The 19,415-nt window shown below is 57.8% G+C and carries 13 protein-coding genes; all 13 read right to left on the minus strand.

The features are described from left to right. Positions 1-178 precede the first annotated feature (178 nt). Positions 179-400 (minus strand): hypothetical protein, encoded by a 222-nt coding sequence (locus tag BCM02_RS26065; RefSeq protein WP_148932082.1) that lies wholly within the window; start codon positions 398-400, stop codon positions 179-181. A 46-nt stretch (positions 401-446) separates the two neighbouring features. Further along, positions 447-1,655, minus strand: a complete 1,209-nt coding sequence (locus tag BCM02_RS26070) for a TraB/GumN family protein (protein ID WP_148932083.1) — start codon at positions 1,653-1,655, stop codon at positions 447-449. Between the two features lie 107 nt (positions 1,656-1,762). Beyond that, entirely contained in the window at positions 1,763-1,933 is a 171-nt protein-coding gene (locus BCM02_RS35440; protein WP_187434411.1) for a hypothetical protein, read from the minus strand. 92 nt (positions 1,934-2,025) lie between these two features. Further along, positions 2,026-3,375, minus strand: a complete 1,350-nt coding sequence (locus BCM02_RS26075; protein WP_148932084.1) for an ABC transporter permease — start codon at positions 3,373-3,375, stop codon at positions 2,026-2,028. Next, on the minus strand, positions 3,368-4,270 hold the full coding sequence (locus tag BCM02_RS26080; protein WP_148932085.1) for an ABC transporter ATP-binding protein: 903 nt from the start codon (positions 4,268-4,270) through the stop codon (positions 3,368-3,370). Before BCM02_RS26080 ends, BCM02_RS26075 begins: the two co-directional genes overlap by 8 nt. A 44-nt stretch (positions 4,271-4,314) precedes the next feature. Continuing rightward, the gene (locus BCM02_RS26085; RefSeq protein ID WP_148932086.1) at positions 4,315-5,220 is read right to left on the minus strand and encodes an ABC transporter ATP-binding protein; all 906 of its coding nucleotides are present in this window, start codon (positions 5,218-5,220) and stop codon (positions 4,315-4,317) included. Positions 5,221-5,239: 19 nt separating this feature from the next. Beyond that, entirely contained in the window at positions 5,240-5,629 is a 390-nt protein-coding gene (locus BCM02_RS26090; protein ID WP_148932087.1) for a GntR family transcriptional regulator, read from the minus strand. A gap of 72 nt (positions 5,630-5,701) precedes the next feature. Continuing rightward, entirely contained in the window at positions 5,702-6,433 is a 732-nt protein-coding gene (locus BCM02_RS26095) for a hypothetical protein (RefSeq protein ID WP_148932088.1), read from the minus strand. A 422-nt stretch (positions 6,434-6,855) separates the two neighbouring features. Beyond that, positions 6,856-7,488: a response regulator transcription factor gene (locus tag BCM02_RS26100; protein WP_187434412.1), complete on the minus strand. Its 633-nt coding sequence runs from the start codon at positions 7,486-7,488 to the stop codon at positions 6,856-6,858. Then, entirely contained in the window at positions 7,489-9,669 is a 2,181-nt protein-coding gene (locus BCM02_RS26105) for a GAF domain-containing sensor histidine kinase (protein ID WP_148932089.1), read from the minus strand. It lies immediately after the preceding gene. A gap of 23 nt (positions 9,670-9,692) precedes the next feature. Continuing rightward, positions 9,693-10,508 (minus strand): hypothetical protein, encoded by an 816-nt coding sequence (locus tag BCM02_RS26110; protein ID WP_148932090.1) that lies wholly within the window; start codon positions 10,506-10,508, stop codon positions 9,693-9,695. A 394-nt stretch (positions 10,509-10,902) separates the two neighbouring features. Continuing rightward, a complete protein-coding gene (locus BCM02_RS26115; RefSeq protein ID WP_148932091.1) occupies positions 10,903-11,511 on the minus strand; it encodes a uridine kinase family protein in 609 nt (202 codons plus the stop codon). A 146-nt stretch (positions 11,512-11,657) separates the two neighbouring features. Then, positions 11,658-19,265 carry a pullulanase gene (locus BCM02_RS26120; protein WP_148932092.1) on the minus strand — a complete coding sequence of 2,536 codons (7,608 nt, stop codon included), beginning with the start codon at positions 19,263-19,265 and terminating at the stop codon, positions 11,658-11,660. Positions 19,266-19,415: the final 150 nt, after the last annotated feature.

The raw sequence follows: 19,415 nt of genomic DNA on the forward strand, positions 1-19,415 counted from the left end.
GGCACGCCGCCAGCGTTCGTCCTGAGCCAGGATCAAACTCTCCATAAAAGACAAATTGGATTGCCGTAACCGGAGGTTACGAGCAGCATTTTGTCTTAACTACAGAGCTTTGTTTAGCTCATTTCTTACGTTGACATATATCGCTCATTGTTCAGTTTTCAAGGAACAAGTTAGTTACTCACTTTTCCGTTTCGCTCTCGCGACCGGAATTAGAATATATCATACTTCCTTCATACTTTGCAACTGTTTTTTTGTTTTTATTTTGCGTTACCGGATGAACCGGCGTAAAAACATTCAGTTGCATTATCCGCTTGTCCGCTTGTTCAGCGGGCGGATTTATAGAATACACCGCACCGGCACCCAAAAGCAAGTTGTAAAATATCCCATTCGCATAAATCAATAAAGGCCTCCCCATTACCGGGGAGACCACCATCTTTGTAGAACCATTATTTCCGCGTGACCGTGTAGCCTTTGTCCTGCAGCAGTTTCACGATTCCGGTGTCGCCGAGGTAATGGGCGGCGCCGACGACGATGAAGTATTCGGCTTTCTCCGTTCCTTTCAGGTAGCCGTCGATCTTATCTGCCATAACCTTGTTGCGGTCGTCGAGCATCGCTTTGCGATATTCCTCGTTCTGCGAGAAGCTCTTGGTCAGCTCAAGCAGCGCGGCATCGTCGCCTTTCTTCCACATGTCCGCCATTTGGTCGACGCTGTCGTCCACCATTTCGAAATTGGTCAGCGTATTTTTGAGATTCGTCTCTTGAAGCTCCTTCGAGAAGTCGTTGAACATCGTCAACTGGGATTCATATGATTCCAGCTCGATCACCGGAATTTTGCGCTCCATGGCCTTCTGCACGAAGTAGAGGTCGATGCCTACGCTGCCCTCGTAACCGGCTTCCATCGACTTCAAGGAAGCAAGCGTCGTCTCGACGACCCACGGCTTGAACGTATCCAGCGCGTCGGCCTTCAATCCGTTCTTCGTCAGAATCTCGCCTACCTGCTTATAGGTATCCGCCGAGATGTGATCCTTGAGCGTCGTACCGTCCTGATACGTGCCCATCTGCAAGATCAACTTCTGGATATCCGGGTCGGCCGCTTTGGATACGTCCACCTCGACGCCGAGGTAATCCGCTTCCGCGAACGCCTCCTCAAAGGAAGGATGCAGCGGATAGAAGCTGTCGTCCGCGATGTGCATGGAGCCGACGAGGTAGACGGTATTGCCGCCGTTCTTCACTTCCCAAAGGAAGCCCTTGCCGCCTTCTTTAACGATCTTCGACGTCAGTTCGACCCGATTGAAGGTAGCGTCCCAACGCACCTCGTAACCGGCCGCCTCGCCGATGACGCGAACGGGAACGTAGCTCACGCCGTCGATCGTCTTCGCCTTCGCCTGAAGGGTCACCTGTTTACCGTTGATCACGGCCGTGATCGTGCCGTTCTTCGTATCCTTGAGCGAAATATTAAGCGCTTTGAACGTGGTTTCCAGCGGAACGAGCGTCGTCCCGTCTTGGGCGATCGGCGCGTTCGACGCGAATTCGAGCTTCTTGCCATTCACCTCGACGTTCGGATTGCTCGGCGCGGCGATTGCCGGGAAGGCGGATGCGAGCATGGCGGCGGATAATGCGACGGATAATAGCGCGGTTTTCTTCTTTCTTGTCATCGTGGTTCGTTCCTCCCTATAAATAAGAAGCTTCCCGCTCCCATGCTGATTTTTTCGCAGAGGAGGATTTGTCCGAGAGCGGGCCTTGCGGTAGTTCGGGCTTTAGACTAGGCGACGGACGGTTTTCTTCTGAATGTCGCCAACGCGTAGACGTTGAACGCAACGGACAAACCCAGCATGCCGCCTGTCACCGCATCGTGAATCGGCGCTTCAGAACGCGTCACCAGTGAGTAAGCGACCAACAGCAGCAAGCCTAACATTGGAATATACGTTTTCAATTGAAAAACCTCCCAAATACTTTTCGATATTTTTCGATGGTTTTCCACAATGTGGATTACTTTGTTTCAGAACTCTTGCTGCATGCGACGCCTTATACTTTGTAAGCTTTCATCGCCTTGCGCAGTTCTTTGATCGTCGGGCGTTTGCCGTACATAAGCACCCCCGCGCGATAAATGCGAGCCGACAGCCAACCGGCGACCAGAATCGTGATCAGCAGCAAGCCGATCGAGACCCACACTTCCCAAGCGGCCGGATTGGCGAGCCCCAGCCGAACGACCATCGCATAAGGCGAGAACAGCGGGATGAACGAGAACACTTTCATGACCGTCGTGTCCGGATTGCTCAGGCCGCCGAACATACACACGTAGAATCCGATGAGCGACACGACCGTGATCGGCATGACCGCCTGGCCCAGATCCTCGGTGCGGCTGACGAGCGAGCCGACCGCGGCGAACAGCGTCGCGAACAGGAAGTAGCCCATCAAGTAGAACACGAGCGCGTAGACCAAGAGAACGGGATCGATGTCGGCCAAACGAATGTTCAGGTCGGCCAGCGGCTCTCTATTGTGCGGCAGCGCCATGTTCAGCAGGATAACGCCTACGAACACGAGCATTTGAGCCAAGCCGACGAGGAACATGCCGAAAATTTTGCCGAACATGCTTGTGACGGGCGCAACGCTCGTAATCAGAATCTCCATGACGCGCGAGCTTTTCTCGGCTGTAATCTCGCTGGCGATCATCTGGCCGGTGACCATAATGGCCATTACCAGCAGAATGAGAATGACATAGACCAGGCCCATATCCATCGCTTGCTCGGAAGACGTCTTGCCCTCGCCTACGTTCCCGGCGCCGGCGGTCGTCGTAATCTGCAGCGTCTGGACGTCCACCTGCGCCAGCAGCAGATCGCGCTTGGCTTGCGACAAGTTGGAGTCCTGCAGCACCATCTCGGTCTTCACGGCCTGCAGGGCGCCGGCGAGCGATTCGGTCACGTTCGTGTCCATCAGCTTCTCGGATTTATAGACCACGTCGGGGAAGCCATCCGGGAAAGCGCCCGTCGCGCCGGCTTGGAACTCGATATAGCCTTTGATTTTGCCGTCATCGATCGCTTGCTTCAGCGCCTTCTCGTCGCCCTGCGGCGTTCCTGTTTCTTGGAACGGCACGAGTTTGAGCGCCGGTTCCGGCGACGCCTCGAAGTGCTTATTGAGCGCTTGTGCCAAGGTCGCGTTATTGAATGTCGACGATTTGAGCATATCTTCCGTTTTCTGAAGGTAGCCGATCGAGACTGCCTCGTTATCGTCGCTGCTGAACTTCTGAATGATATAAGGCAAGTTGATGCCGATGCTTAGTATGAGGGCGATTACGAGCGTCGTAATGACGAACGCCTTGCCTCTGAATTTATTGCGAACCGTGAAGCCGACGACTGTCCAAAAACTATTACTCATGGCTCTCACCTACCGTCTTAATAAAGATTTCATTGAGCGTGGGTTCCATCACTTCAAAGCGTTGGACGTTCGTCTGCGCAAGCGCCAGCTCCAAGATCGGCCGCGCCGCTTCTTCCCGGTCGATGAGCAGCTCGTAGCCGTTCTCGCGGCGGTCTACTCGCAATACGCCGCCGATCGCTTCCAATCCGCTGACATCTCCGTCCGTGTGCAGCTTAACGCGTTCGCGAGGAAATTGCTTCTTGATCGCCTTCAAATTGCCTTGCAGCACCGGATTCGATTTGTGCAGAATCGTGATGTTCCGGCACAGCTCTTCGACATGCTCCATCCGGTGGGTGGAGAACAGGATCGTCGTGCCCGAATCGCGCAGCTCCTTGACGGTGCCTTTCAATAGCTCGACGTTAACCGGATCAAGTCCGCTGAACGCTTCGTCCATGATGATGATTTTCGGCTGATGGATGACCGCCGCGATGAATTGGATTTTCTGCTGATTGCCCTTGGACAGCTCTTCGACTCGTTTCCCGTAATACTCCGGCACCCCGAACCGATCGAGCCACCGCTTCAGGTTGGCGTCCGCGTCCTTGCGGCTCATGCCGCGCAGCTGGGCCAGGTAGAGAATTTGATCGCTTACTTTGACCTTCGCGTACAGCCCGCGCTCCTCCGGCAAATACCCAAGTCCGCGAAGCTGTTCCGCGCTATAGGGTTTGCCGTGGTACTGGATCGAACCGCCATCCGGATAAATCAAGCCGAGCACCATCCGCATCGTCGTCGTCTTGCCCGCTCCGTTCCCGCCGAGCAGCCCGTAAATCTCGCCTTCGCCTACCTCGAAGCTGATGCCGTTCACCGCCGTCTTGTCGCCGTATTGCTTGAAAATTCGGTCTACTTTCAGTGGATTCATCCCGTTTAGCTCCTTTTTCGAAATATGGCTATCCATCTCGTACGCTATGAGTGCATTCGCAGGCGTTCTTGTTCGATGAGTACGGTCAAAATGTCGTCAAGTTCCAGTTTCTGCCTTCCCGTGATGCGAAGCCCTTGCTCGGCGCACCATCGTTCCGCCTCCGGCACGTCGCCCGTAACGACCTTGAACTGCGCGCCGACCTGCTCGTGCTTACGATAGCCGGGCATCGTCTTCCAGCTCGCCATCATGCTCCCGGCTTCGATATAAAGGGCATACCAAGATTCCAGCAACGCATCTTTCTCGAACATGCCGAGTACCCGGCCATGCACGATGAACACGATGTAATCGGCTAGCCGCTTCACCTCATCGACGATGTGCGAAGCCATCAGCACCGTGCGGTCGCCTCGTTCCATGTAGCGGTGGAGCACATCGATCATCGTTTTCCAGGCGATTGGATCAAGCCCCGAGGATGGCTCGTCGAGCAGCAGCAGTTCCGGATTGTGCGCCATGGCCAGCGCGATGTCGAACTTGCGCCGCATCCCTTTGGACATCTTGCCAAGCTTGATCGACGGGTCGATCTCGAAGCGCCTCAGCAACTCCTGGTAACGGTTCAGCTCCCAGCCCGGATACCACATGCTCGCGAAAGCCGCTTTCTCCTCGGCGCGCAGATGATCCTCGATGTCGATCGCCTGGTCCGGCACGTAGCCGATTCGCGCCTTGAGCTGCCGGTCGTCGCCGCCGACGCGCTCGCCGAGCACTGTCATCTCGCCCTCGTCCGGCTTGCTCAAATCGAGCAGCAGCCGGAACAGCGAACTTTTGCCGGAGCCGTTGGGCCCGACGATCGCCGTCACGTATCCCTTGGGCACCGACAGCTCGACCGGCCCCAGTTGAAAATGCTTGTGCCGCTGCACAACGCCTCTCACTTCAATCACTGTCTCTTCCGTAAACATCACCGCCATCTCCCCCCGCTTACCCTTCTCGCCGCTTGCGCAATATCTCTTCGAGTATCTCCCGCATCTCATCCTCGCCGCATTGCACCCGAACGCCCGCCTCTACGGCCGACTCGAACGCCTCGATTACCGCGCTTCGGCGGTGAACGTCCCGCATCTCATCCCCTACTTTCGCGACGAACGTCCCGGTCCCTTGCCGGGTACGCAGCAGCCCTTCATTCTCCAAATCCTGATAGACTCGCCGCACCGTGATGACGCTGCATTTGACCATCGACGCCAGTTCGCGGATGGAAGGCAGCAGCGTTCCTTCCGCCAGCTGGCCGCTGACGATCAGCGCCCGCAGCTGCACTTCAATCTGGTGGTATAACGGCTCTGCGCTCAGTTCGTTAATTTGTATCGGAATCCACACCGTGCACACCTTCTATCGTATCGGCTGCGGCCGCGCCATGGTCGTGAAACGCGTACGCCGCTGCCGGAATCGTCATTCGTTAAATAAACTGCGTCTTTCGAGTTTCTGCCGAATATAGTGCCCCGATATCAGCAGCGCGCCGATGCCGACCGCCACCATGATCAGCGCGCCAGCCGGGTTGCCTGCCTCCGCGAGTTCCATGGACAGCAGCGTCGGCGAGAAGTCCAAATACCATAACCCCACCACGATCAAAGCGAACAGCATGACGTAGCCCCAACATACGAGTAGGTACGTTCGGCCGCTATAGCACTGCTCGGCAAACATGTAACCCGACGCAAATATCAGCGCGTAGCCCATCCAGAAGAGAGCGAAGATCATGTATTGCCCGAAGGATAGCGTCTCGCGCAATTCCGCTACCAGCGCATATTCGAGACTGAAGAAGTACACGCCTACGATGGCTAGCATAACCACCAATTGAAGCATTCGGGAGACGACGATCGATTGAAACCCGATCGGCATCGTGCGCCAGTAGGCGATTCTGCGCGTGAAGGAATTGGTCTTCCAATAGTGGAACAACGTGCGGTTCATCACGAAGCCCATATTCGGCAGCAGCGTCAGCATCAGAAAATCGGCCGGGAATACAATCAACTCCTCGCCGGATTCCATACCGTCCAGCATATCGCCGAGCACCATGGTCAAGACGAAGCCGATATAAGTGAAAAAACCGATCGTAATCAGCACGCCTACCCACGACCTTCGCATTTCGTGCCGGAACAACCTGAGCGCCCCTTGCCAGCTTGACATATGCGTTTCCTCCAGTTCTTATCTGTGCTCACTGTGTTTAGTGTGTTTACTGTGTATATCTTTATATACAGTATAATCACAATGACGCCTAACAGTCAACACCTTCCAGTAAAATAATCCCTGACCCGTGTCCGAGCACGGAAAGGAAAACTCCCTTCAAACCGGCGCATTCTCAAGCACGCCGAGCTGCCGATACAGGTTGCGTAATTTGCTCGGAAGCTGCATCGCGAGAGAAATCCGCCTGGCGAGACGGAGATAAATTTATACGCATAGCTACGGTATAGCTATGTAAGCATTTAGTCGAAAGCTGCCAAGCGCACAAAAGACCATCGCCGCAAGCTCGGCGATGGTCTTTCGATTAACGTCGTGAATGTTTGCCATGGTCAAATGAAGGTGATTCATACCATGAATGATTCGCATGGCTAATGCCCGGTCGCTTCCTTCGCCTTGGCGATCGCGCCCGCTCTATCGGCGACTTGCAGCTTGTTGAAAATGTTCGTCATGTAGTTCGAAACGGTCTTGGCGCTAAGCTCCAGCCGCTTGGAAATCTCGGCGTTGGCATGGCCCTCCACGACCATGCTGAGCACTTCCCGCTCCCGGTAGGTGAGCTCGGTGAACATCTCGAGCGGCTGCATCGGCTTCGTCGCAAAATCGATCATGCGCGCGGCCACGTCCCCGCTGAAGATCGCTTCCCCGGAAGCCACCGCCCAGATCGCCCGGATAATGTCATCCCGGTCCGCATCCTTGAGAATGTAGCCTCTCGCGCCGGCCTTCATGGCGGTAATGACGGAGGCGTCGTCTTTGAACATGGTACAAATGAGCACCCCGATCTGCGGATTGGCCGCCCGTATGCGAGCGGTTGCTTCAATACCGTTCAAGCCGGGCATGCGGATATCCATGAGCACGACGTCCGGCGCAAGCTCCAGCGCAAGCCGGACCACTTCCTCTCCCGTGGCCGCTTCGCCGACGACCGTCAAATCCGGCGCGCTCTCCATGATGCTTCTGACCCCTTCCCGGAACATCGGGTGGTCATCGGCAAGCAAAACTCGCAGCATCTAATATCTCCCTCCTCTTAGCGTGGTGCGAAGCGGCAGCCGCGCCACGACTTGCGTGCCGCCGCCGGCGACTTCCCGAATGCCGCAGCTGCCGCCCAGCTCCTCAGCCCGCTCCCGAAGGGAATAAAGGCCGAGTCCGCCTTCGGTCGGAATCGGATTGCGCCCGAATCCGATCCCGTTATCCGTCACTTCGATCTCCATCGCGTCTTCCTCTTCGCCCAGCGTCATCCGGATGAGGCACCGGCTCGCCCGAGCATGTTTCACGACGTTAAGAAAAGCCTCCGTCACGATCCGGTAAGCGCCCACTTCGATCGCCGCGGGCAGTATCGGAAGCTGATCGGGCAGCGCGAGCTCGATCTGCAGCGGCGGGCTGCTGGCCGCGATGTCCCTGACCTGATTAATCTGCGCGATTTGCTCCACGCGCTGGCGGATCGCGCCGTTCAAGCCCAGCTCGTCGAGCGCCTGAGGCCTTAAGTCATAGACGATCCCTCTTATTTCGTCGACGGTGTCTCCGATGTCCTGCTTGAATTTGTTCATGATGTCGATCGCTCTGTTCGGGTCCTTCTGAATCCAGTCCACCACGAGGCTGGACGTCAGACGCATGGCCGCCAATCTCGGCGCGATATCGTCATGCAGGTTCTTGCGCATCGAGCGCCGCTCCTCCTCCCGGGCGAAGACGAGCTGCTCCCGCGTATCCTGGAGATCGCCGAGCAGCCGCTCGATCTCCGTCGCCTGCTTCACGCCTTGCGCGACCGTGCCCGCCTGCCGGGCAAGCAAGCGAAGCAGCTTCCAGTCGGCTTCGCTGAAGCTCTCCTCCGGCGCGCGCGCGCATACGAGCAGACGGCCGATCTCTTCCCCTCCGGCGATCAGCGGAATCGTAATCGCGTTCTCTTGCTCTTCGCCAACCGATATCGCGCCGAGCGGTTCGCCGCCGCGCATCAACTGGATGGCCGCATAGGGCAGCCGAAGCGAATCTTTGACGGTCCGGACTACGATCTCCAGCACGGCCGCCGGGGAAGACGGCTCCTTGAGCCGGTTGCCCAGCTTCTCCAAGACGGAGAACGGGTCATTGTGCACGCCGTAAATCATCCGGTTGACGATTCGCTGGAGCCGCTCCTTGAGCGGGGCGAACGCGAAGGCGACCAGCGCGGCGCCGATAATCGAGAAGATCATGTTCGGTCCGGATCGGAACAGCACCGACAGATACCACACCGTGACCGAATACAGCGCGATAATGACGGCGCTCAGGCAGCCGTATACGATCGTGCGGTTCACGAGCGGATCGATATCCCACAGACGTCTGCGCAGCATCGAGATGCCGAGCGTAATCGGGATCGGCAGCATGACGAGCATGACCGCCACGTCCACCGCGAACAAGACCGCGGGATCGGGCGATTGATAAAAATCGATGTTCTGTATTAACGGGGCAACCGACACGATGAACATGCCGGCGATCGCTACCAGCAAGCCGTACAGCACCCACTTGGTCTGCTGCTTCTCGGTGACTTCGGCGTAGCGGCGATAACGGATGAGCTGATTCCATACGATCGCGCCATAGAGCAGCGCCATCCATAGCAGCGTCAGCCAGATCGGCCAATGCGACGCTCCCCACGGATCGGGGGCGTACCAGGACGCATTGCGGACCGCGACAAGCCCAATTGCCGCCCAGAACATCGGTTTGACCACGATTCGCCCGTTCGGGAACAGCAGCAGGAAGAGCATGAACGATAGCGAAGACAGTTCCTCCAAAAGCCGGGTCAGCCATGGCAAGGCCGTCCATTGAATGACGATGAAGCTCGCGCTGTGAAAGGAAATCAAGGCCGTCGCCGCGATCCACGACATGGGCTCGTTCGGCCGCTTCCGCAAGACGAGCAGCGCGACCGCGAAATAAACGGCGAAGTCGAACAGGGCGATGCATGTATACAAAGCGGCATACCCGCCGTTCGAAAGTCCCCACCGGTCGACGACGTCGGCCGGGAGGGGCGTAAGCGCGGCAAATTCGCAGGTCGACTGCAAGCAGCTGTCCCTAAGATAAACATAGTACGACGGAATTTTCGTCAAAAAAAGTCCCGCGTAGGCCGCGCATAGGAGGAAGGCGCACCAACGCGCGGCAGACCGCCACCCCTTAGGGTAGCGGCCGGCTCTAGGTTCGCGCTGCGTCTGGATGTGGACGGATGTCATGAGGTTCCACCTTTGCGTTCAGTTCAGGATTGAATAGCATTCGGCTTCGCGACGGAAGCCCGGGGAGCCAGTTGTCTGAGCACGACAACGGCATAGACGACCCCGTACGCGATGGCTGAGGCGCCGCCAACGATGCCCCAACTTCCCGGGTGATCCGGCAAGGCGATCGAGGCTGCGCCCATATATACATACGTCGCGCTTTGAAGGATGCCGATCGTGCGCGCCCCCGTGCGGGACGTTGCCGTCAAGTAACCGGCGTAGACGAGCGCGAGGCCGAGGGCCGTCCCTTCGCCCCAACGAAATTGCATGTCGGCGTCGCCGATCTGTCCCGTTATGCCGTAGATCATGAAAGGAAGCAGGCCGAGCAGCGCCACGCCCGTCATGACGAGCAGCGCGCGATTCATCGCCTTCGGTTCGCGCGGTCGGAAAATGTCGCGCCGCATCGGATACACGGCGAATAAAATGCCAAGCACCGCCGTGAATAGAATAAAGACGAAAAACGATTGCTTGGCAAGCGCCGGATCCGTCAGCAGCAGCGTGCCGAGGAAGATCAGATGGCCAATAAAATAAAACCGGAGCACGAGCGGCTTGGCCAGCGGCGCGCGGAGCATCGCCAGCAAGCTTGCGCTGAACAGAATGCCGATGAGCGCGCCATGCGACGCCGCGTGGAATCGCAGCTCATCCGGCAGCGGCGAGGATGCCATGAAGCCTCGAATCCAAGGTTCCAGCCCTTCCGATAAGCCTTGAAGCATGATCAAGCCCGCGCCCGCGAATACGACCGCGAAAAACCGAAACACCGCGCCGAGCCAAGCTTTGTTTGTACTGTTGTCCGTTTTCATTGTACGCCTCCGTTATCGTGTTTTGAAGCATTTCTTTGTCTTCAGCATACCGGAGGCGTATTCCCGGTTATAGAGAGCGGTTCCCGGCGGAATGGGAAAAAGGGATAGGAAAGCAACCCTGCCCGAGCGCGGCGCGATGGATGGCATCCCTCCCCCATGCAAGGCGAAACGGCTAGGCCGTCTATTGCGGGGATGAACGCGTCATTGCGGAGACATAGAGGCTGCAGTATAGATGTGCAACTTATACGTTCCTATAGCACAAATAAAAGAAGGATCCCGCCGTCATCGCTCATGACGTCGGGACCCCTTATTCCTTGCGGCGTTTCGCTTGAATCACATCGATATTATGGCCAAAGCCAATCGCTTGGCAGGCTGTGACGAGTTCCCGCTCCGCCTATCGTTTCCCGTTGAAGTCCCGCACCGTCTCGAACGACTTGCGGCTGCGCGCCGCTTGGCGAATCCATTCGAGCACGATTTTGACGCCGGTCTCCGGCCCTTGCGATCCGTTCACGAAAAGATCGGCGTGCCACTTGGTCGGTTCGACGAATTCGTCGTGGCGATAGCGGACCAGTTCCAAATATTCGTTCACGATGTCTTCGTACGCATAGCCCTTCTGCAGAAAACGAGCCGTCCGCCGCAGCAGCCGCTCGTCGGCCGGGCATTCGACGTACAGCTTGACGTCCATCCACTCGCGCAAATAGGCGTGGTGCAGCACCAATATGCCTTCCACGATGACGATCTCCGTCTCCCCGTCGTTGGCCGCGCGAAGGAGATCCTCCAGCATTTTCGGAAAATCGAGCGAGTCCGGGTGGTTGAAATCATCGTACGTCTTGCCGGTGAACGGCGCCGTCGTCTTCATCCGCGTGCGGAAATAATACTTGTCGGCATGGATGCTCTTGACCCGGTACCCTTCCAGCTCCGTTTCCAGCCGCGCGCACAACGTCGTCTTGCCGCTGCCCGAGCCGCCTCCTATGCCGATAATAATCGGTTTCCCCTGCTGCATCCTGCATGTCCCCCCATGCGCGCTAATCCTTTTCCGTATCTCTATATTACCATGAATGCCCAGCCAAAGCTTACGAAAACAAGAAACGCCCCGGACAGCCTGAGTCAGGCCGTCCGGGACGAATCTTCATGGCATGCGACAGCTTATTACGGCTGCAGCTTGCCGAGCAACGTATATACGACTTGCGCGGCTTCCGCGCGGGTCAGCTTGGCTTGCGGAGCAAAGCGATTACCGCTTTGGCCCTGCACGAGCCCGAGCTGCGCGGCCGTATCGACCGATACCGCCGCCCATCCGCTAATCGCGGTACGATCGGCGAACCCGCTGGCGGCTGCCGGCTCCGCGCTTTTGCCTTGCTTGGCTTCCAGCGCGCGCACGAGCATGACCGCCATCTCTTCGCGGCTGATCGCCCAGTTCGGCGCGAACTTGTCGCCGCCGACGCCATCGACGATGCCCGCTTTCACGGCTGCCGCGACGTAGGCCGAGTACCAAGCGCCGGCAGGCGTATCCGCGTAGGCCGCTTGACCTTCGGCCGCAAGGCCGAGCGCCCGCGCGAGCAGCGCCGTGAATTCCGCGCGGCTGATCGCTTGCCCCGGTTTGAAGGCATCTGCCGTCACGCCGGTCGCGATCTGCTTCGCCGCAAGCGACTGGATGGCATCTTGCGCCCAGAAGCCCGCCGGCACATCGGCGAACGATTTGCGGATTTCAAGAGCCGCATACGTGCTGAAATGCGTCACTTGCGCGGTGACGATGCCGTCTTTCACCGTGCCGCCCATCCATTCCAGCTTCCCGTCCGCGCCGATGAAATACACGCCCAGCAGATCCGGGTTCGCGCCGTCCTTCAGACGGAACGAAAGCGTAATCGGCTGCTCGAATGCGCTCACGTTCTGGCGGGTGCCGTCCTTCTTCACGACGGCGAGCGTGAAATCGACCACCTCGGAGACGGCGTTCGCCGATGTGCTGCCCTTCGAGAGTCCTTGCACAAGGGCTTGCGCTTCGCTATTCGGCAGCGGATTCGCCGCGAACGCGATGCGCGCTCCGGCCGCCTCCGCGCCGGATACGAGCTGGCTAATGGCGCTCAATACTTCGTTCGGCACGACGGCCGTCATGTCGCCCGACTTCACGAGCAGGTCGCTCGCGCCGAGCGTCTTCGCCGCGTCGATCGGCAGCAAGGCCTCGGTTTTGCCTGCCGAAAGCGTCACTTCCGCTTGGCCATCCTTGCCGTTCTTGAGTTCGGCTTCCGTAACGACCTGCGCGTCTGCCGATGCGTTCGGCGCGGTTGGCGCAGGCACATAGCCGGAACCATTCGCTACGAAGGTCAAAATCGCGGTGCCTCCGTCGCTCCGGCTTGGCAGGTCAACCGCTACCGTACCGTCGTAAGATACCGTGTAGGCCGAACCGCCGTAGATGTCCTTAATGATTGCGTATGCCCCGAAAGGCACCGGAATCGTCGCCTTTACGGCTTCCGCCTTCGTATTGATGGCCGTGACGATGTCGACATTGCCATAATGCTTGTTGAAGGCCAGGTAGCCGAGGGCATCCGAACCCGCCAGCTTCGTGCGCGTTCCTTTGGCGAACACTTTGGAATACTCGGCGCGGATGTTCAGCAGCTTCTCGTAATGATCATGAAGCGCTTTCTCTTCCTCGAGCTTGTTCCACGGCATATCCTTGCGGTTCTCGCTCAACAATCCGTTCTGCATATTGGCGTTCTTGCCCGAGTTGCCCAGCTCCTCGCCGTAGTAGACGACAGGCTGGCCTTTCGCCGTAATTTGGAGCGCTGCCGCGATCTTCAGCTTGCCTTTGTCCCCGCCTACGTAATCGGAGAGGAAGCCGTTCTCGTCATGGCTGCTCAGGAATTGCGCCATCATCTTCGTATTGTCGATGCTGTTCTCGCGATCTTGCAGATACGTATCGACCGCATCGATTTGGCCATCCGTAAATTGCTTCGCCCGCTCCTTGAAGCCGAAATCGAGCAAGCTATCCATTTGACCGGACTGCAGCATGCCGCCGTCGTTATTGACGGTGCCGCCGAAATACTCGCCGACCAGCTTGAAGCTTGGATCGATCGCGGTCAAGGCATTCTTGAACGCCTTCCACGTCGTGTCCTCGACGTGCTTGACGGTATCGACGCGGAAGTAATCGATCGTGTCGCCGCGGTCCGTACTAACGTTTTCTAGCCAGCCGGTCTGCCACTCGATGACCTGATTCCGAACCGCTTCATCCTCGGTGATGAAGTCTGGCAAGAAAGCCAGCTCGCCTTTGATCGGATTCACGTCCGCGCTCAAGCCGTCCGTGCGGAGCATGCCGTTGAAGCGCTGCTTATCCTCAATCGCCACGTCTTGCTTATCGCCCGGCTTCAGCCCGTAACCAGTATGGTTCAGCACGACGTCGACCATGATTTTGATGCCGCGGTCATGCGCCTTGTCGATCAATTCCTTGAAGGTGTCCATGTCGCCCAGATGTTCGTCGAGCTGGGTGAAATCCTTCGCCCAGTAGCCGTGGTAGCCATATTGTGTGCCCCACTTCTCGCCTGCGCCTTGGTTGAAGTCGATGTTGTCGACGATCGGCGTAATCCAGAGGGTGTTGATGCCAAGCTCCTCCAAGTAGTCCAGCTTGTCGATCATGCCCTTGAAGTCTCCGCCGTGGTACGCTTCCAGATGCGTTTTGTCCACGTTCTTGTTGTTCGTCGCGTCGCCGTCGTTGAACCGGTCGGTCAGCGCGAAGTAAATCCGTGCTTCATCCCAGTCGAAATCAAGCTCGCTGCCCGTATACGTGCGGGCTTGCACCGTAACCGTCGCGTTATGGCGGTGCACATTGCCGTACTGATCGACGAGCACGACCGGAATCGTCTTCGCGCCTGCGCCGACTGTATCTTTCACCGCGATCGTATGCTTCATCAGCGTCGTATCGATGCTTACGTTGGACGGTCCGCCGAGTGCGGTCAGATCCAAGTACCCTTTCGTGAATAGGATGCCTTCTTCTGTCTTCGCACTCACCGTCAATACTGCGTTCGTGTTGGCGTTCATGACGTTCGGTGCCGCGGCCGAAGTAATCGTTACCTCCGGATTACGGTAAACCAGGGCCGTGTCGCCGTTCTTCGGATCGGCGATTTCGGTCGTCTCGCCGTTCTTCGTCACGAGAAACGAGTACGGGTGATCGCCTTCCTGCACGCCGGTCAGTTTATATGCGAACCATTCCTTGGCCGCGTCGTAGACCATCGGATACGTTTGGCCGCCGATTTTGAGTTTGACGTCGGTAATCTCGGCCATGTCGCCGCTCTTGAACAGCGCCTCGTCCCGATAGACGAGCGTGATGCCGCCGTCCTCGTAGATCGGACCGTTGTTGGCCGGCACGAGGTTGATCTCACGCTCCATGCTCGTGACGACGACCTTGGTCAGCGCTTGGCCGGCCGTCAGCGGGATGTTGCGGTCATCCGGAAAATCCTGCTTCGCGGTATTCCAGTCCGTCCCTTTGCGAAGCACGAATCCGACGCTTGTCGCTTGCGGATGCACCTCGATCAGGACGCTTGCGTTACCGTTCTCGAACATCGTGAAGTCGATTTGATCGTTCTTGGCGCCCGTTCCCCACACCCACATGTTCCAATCGGTGTAATCGCGGTCCGGACGAACGTACGTGAAAAGCACGTAACGCTTGTTGTCGGCCGCTTCGTTCGTTACGTTCACCAGCAGCGTCTTCGTTACGCCGCCATAGGACGCCGTAATCTTAGCCGTGCCCGCGCTAACGCCCTGTACGACGCCCGCGCTCGTTACCGTGGCCACGCCCGGTTTGTTCGACGCATAGACCGCTGCCCCCGTTACCGCGCGCTTGCTGCCATCGGCATACTTCGCCGTTACCGTCGTTTGGTGCGTCTTGCCGACTTGAAGCGCGTAGGCCTCGCTGTCGATCTCGAGCGTAAGCAGTTCCGCGTTCGGTTCCATCCGAATAACGACGGATGTCAGCGGATCAAGCGTCAGCGTAGTCGCCGTCAGCGCAAAGCCCGATTGCTGCGCGGCCGGGATCGCTTCCACGCCTGCTTGGTCGTTATCGGCCAGCACTTGCCCCGCCGTCAAATCCTCCGGCAGCGTGAGCGTTCTCGGCGTGCTGTCCGCATTCATGAACACGTAGTAGCTGCCCGTGCCATCGGTCGACCGGTTCTTGTACGCGATCAGCAGATCGCTGCTTTTGATCTCCGGCCCCGTAACCAGCGTGACGTTTTGGTCCACCGCCGCTTGGTCGCCGAGGCGGAACGCGTTCGTCGACTTGCGGAGCTCGATCAATCCCGCCGTGTAGTCTTTGGTTTGATTCTGTACCGGATAGGCGGACGCATCCGTGACTTTGGACCAGTCGAACATGTTGACCGCGTCCGAGGAATCGTACGAATCATGGATGAAATACCCGAAGGATTTGCCGCTCGCGTCTTTCAGCTCGGTGTGCTTGTGTTCCGGCACCCCTTCGCTCTTCCACTGCTTCGTGCGGCCGTACTCCTGGCCCGCCTGCATGAACGCCGTTCCTTGCGAGGTCATGATCAGCGTATTGCCCAGACGAATCCGCTTCTGGATCTCCAGCTCGTTCGCCGGTACCGATGGATCCTTCTTGATCGACTGCGCGATGACGTCGTGCAGCGTCAAGTTGTCATGCGCTTCGATATAGTTCACCATATCGCCCGGATCGTCAGCCGGCGTATTGGCTGGTTGTGCCTTGATATTGTTCAGGATCGTCGCGATCGGACGCGCGCCTCCCGTAATGAACCGCGGCTCCCCTTCCGAGCCGTATCCGGATTTCAGCTCGTTGCGAATCTCGTCGGAGAACACGCCCACGTCGTTCGTTTTGTCCATCCAAGCCTGATCGGCGCCTTGGCCTGCCAGCGACGGATCGGCGATCGCGCCCTTGAATGTTTTCCAGCCTTCGCCGATGAACAGCGCTTTCGGGTTAATCGCGATCGCCGCGTTATACGCGTTCTGCACCGATTGCTGCGTCGCGTCGCCCATCATGTCCCAACGCATGCCGTCAATTTTGTATTCCTCGAACCAATATTTCACGGAATCGATCATCAGCTTCTCGGCCATCTTGTGGCTGGTCGCCAGATTGTTATGGAAATCGCCGAGGAAGTTACCGTTCGCATCCTGGAACGCATAGTAGTTCGGCACGATATCGCCAAGCAGCGACTGCTTCGACATATGCGTGTAGACGACGTCCAGGACAACGCCCATTCCCGCCTCGTGCACGGCATCGATCAGACGCTTCAACTCTTGGATCCGCAGCTCCGGATCGGTTGGATCTTGGGAGTACGCGCCGTCCGGCGAAAAATAGCTGTGCGGGTCGTAGCCCCAGTTGAACTCGTTGTCCTTTGCGGAATAGTCCAGTTCGCGTTCGCCCATCTTCGTCTCGTCGCCATAGTACCAGGCCATGACGGGGAGCAGCTGAATATGCGTCACGCCGAGCGACTTAATATAGTCGAGCTTCTGAATGAACGCATCGTACGAGCCCCATCTTTCGCCGTTCAAGCTGATTTCGACGGAAGGATCGGACGTAAAGTCCCGTACATGCACCTCGTACATGATCGCATCCTCGCGTTTCTCGTATCCTGCGATGTCGGCATACCCGAAACCTTCCGGATCGGTCCCGCTCAGGTCGACGATCGCGGCTTTGCCCACGTTGTCGCCGTCCGCGCCCGCCTCGTCCTTCGTGTTGACGGTGAACGCGGCCATCGACTTCGCATACGGGTCGAGCACTTGCTTCGTGACGCCGTTGTTGGTGACCTCATACTGATAGTAGTAGCCGCGCACATCCAGCGCGTCCGTCAAGTCGGCCGGCTTCAAATCGACGGACCAGACGCCTTGCTCGCCTTTGGCGAGATCGACGCTGCCGACCAGCTTCGAAGCGTCCGCCTTGTCATAGACTTTCGCGACGACCCGGGTCGCAAGCGGAGCCCATAGTTTAAGCGTCGCAGTCTTGTTCGCGGCATCATAGGCGGCACCCAAGTCGTCGCCCGTGTAGCGGTACATCTCATCCAGCAGACGCCAGCCCGATGCGGCGCTTACCGTCTTGCCCTCGTAGCTGATGCTGAGCGGCAGCTTCGCTAGTTCGAACGGCTCGGTCACGGCTTGCACCTGCGTCCCGTCAAGAATGGTCGCACCCGTCGCTTTGATGGCCGCTCCATCCTTGTCTTTGACGGTCAGGTCTTGAAGCAGCGCAGCTTCGTTCAAACCGCTCGTGAGCGCGAATCCGAGCAGCAGCTTGCTCGTCGACAGCACTTCGGCCGATTGGAAAATGTCCGCGGTTTCGCCGAACGGAGATACGTACACCTTCGTATCGTTCTCTTTCAGCCACAGCTGATTGTAGCGGCTGAGCATCGCGAACGTGCGGTTCTCGTTGTCTTTGTCCCCGCCGACCGGCTTCATGACGATCAAGCCGATCTTCTGCGCGTTCGCCTTCAGCGGCACGTCGACGTAAGCGCCGAACCGGTCCGTCTTCGCGAATGGCGTCGCGGCGGTCGGCCATTGCCCGCCGTTCGCATCGGATGTCTTCGCGACATCGTCCCACAGCCAGAGGCCGTAGTCGGTTTCCTTATCGTCCGAACGGGTATAGTGAATTCGCACCGAGCCCTCTGCCAGATCGGCAGCCGGCGGATACGGCGTTACCACGTCCGAGCCCTGCTTGATCCAGAACTCGTTCGTTTGCGCGTTCGGGATTGTGTAGATTTTGTCGCCGCCGTCCTTGGATCCCGATACGCGATCGACCACCAAGAAGGAGATCTTCTTCGCTCCTGCCTTCAACGGCACGTCGATATAAGCTCCATAATCGTCCATCTGCCCTGCCGGGAATGGCATAGCGCCGTTCGGCCAGCCGGACGTAGGCGTTTGCACGTCGTCCCATGTCCAAAGGCCTTGATCGGCATAGTCATGGTTGGTCCGCTGATAATGCACGCGCATATGGCCTTCCGGCACCGGCGGAGCCTCGACTTGCGGCACTTCCGCTTCCGGCTTCTCTTCCTCCGGAACTTCAACCGGCGGTACCGTGAAATCGGCGTTCACATCGTGCGTAACCGCGTTGAATTTGAACGTGACCTGCAAGGTCGACGGCAGCGTCAGACTCGCCGCCTGAGCAGGATATAGCGCATTGTCCGCTCCATCCGCGCCAGGTACCGACACTTGGTAGCCGTAGCTGCCTTGCGGTACGTAGACTTGACTCGTGTAAACGTTGTCAAAATCCGGATCGGACAGCGCGATCGCCGCATCCGACGGCGTCGTATCCGAAGCGTCATCGACCACCTTTACATTCCCTGCCACGAAAGGCAGCTTATCGGCCGCTACCGGCGCGTAGAAGGTGGAATCCGCGATTTTCTTCGTGGTGTCGTTGTAGTAGAACGTGACCGTTTTGGGTTCGGTCAACGTGAATTGGATATTGCCGTCTTTGTTCGTTCCTTGCGGATTCGTGTAGCTCCCGAACCCGTAGCTTTCGTCCCACTTGCCGTCCAAAGCGACTTTATACTGATACGTTCCCGCCGGCAGTTCCCCGGTAAACGCATAATAGCCGCCGCCAAGATCCGTCATACGAGTTGCTTCCGCATCCTGCTTCCAATCGGTCGGCGGCGTCTGTCCGCTGCCAAGTATTAACTTCGACTGCAGATCGCCCACGAGATAGGCTGTTCGGTTCGCCGCCCCCGCACCGTTCGGATACAGCCCGATACTGGATATCAGCAGCGCGGCAATCATCACATACGCAAAAGCACGCCGCACATTTCCCCTGAATTTCATGTTCGCGTAACCTCCTATGTAGCTATTGCAAGCGATTTCATAATTAGCTATTATCAATGCTCGTCATTCAAGCTCAGCGGTCTTTCCGCCGTTACAACCTACGATTGCATTTCTCCCTAGCGACACCTCTCCTCCGGATCCGATAGCCCC

The organism is Paenibacillus methanolicus, assembly GCF_008124765.1.
Taxonomy (GTDB): Bacteria; Bacillota; Bacilli; order Paenibacillales; family Paenibacillaceae; genus Paenibacillus_Z; species Paenibacillus_Z methanolicus.

What these genes read in the sequence shown, in the direction of transcription:
- BCM02_RS26110 (WP_148932090.1), bottom strand. Translation starts at nt 10,508, where the DNA reads ATGAAAACGGACAACAGTACAAACAAAGCTTGGCTCGGCGCGGTGTTT.
- BCM02_RS26100 (WP_187434412.1), bottom strand. Translation starts at nt 7,488, where the DNA reads ATGCTGCGAGTTTTGCTTGCCGATGACCACCCGATGTTCCGGGAAGGG.
- BCM02_RS26120 (WP_148932092.1), bottom strand. Translation starts at nt 19,265, where the DNA reads ATGAAATTCAGGGGAAATGTGCGGCGTGCTTTTGCGTATGTGATGATT.
- BCM02_RS26080 (WP_148932085.1), bottom strand. Translation starts at nt 4,270, where the DNA reads ATGAATCCACTGAAAGTAGACCGAATTTTCAAGCAATACGGCGACAAG.
- BCM02_RS26070 (WP_148932083.1), bottom strand. Translation starts at nt 1,655, where the DNA reads ATGACAAGAAAGAAGAAAACCGCGCTATTATCCGTCGCATTATCCGCC.
- BCM02_RS26095 (WP_148932088.1), bottom strand. Translation starts at nt 6,433, where the DNA reads ATGTCAAGCTGGCAAGGGGCGCTCAGGTTGTTCCGGCACGAAATGCGA.
- BCM02_RS26115 (WP_148932091.1), bottom strand. Translation starts at nt 11,511, where the DNA reads ATGCAGCAGGGGAAACCGATTATTATCGGCATAGGAGGCGGCTCGGGC.
- BCM02_RS26085 (WP_148932086.1), bottom strand. Translation starts at nt 5,220, where the DNA reads ATGTTTACGGAAGAGACAGTGATTGAAGTGAGAGGCGTTGTGCAGCGG.
- BCM02_RS26075 (WP_148932084.1), bottom strand. Translation starts at nt 3,375, where the DNA reads ATGAGTAATAGTTTTTGGACAGTCGTCGGCTTCACGGTTCGCAATAAA.
- BCM02_RS26105 (WP_148932089.1), bottom strand. Translation starts at nt 9,669, where the DNA reads ATGACATCCGTCCACATCCAGACGCAGCGCGAACCTAGAGCCGGCCGC.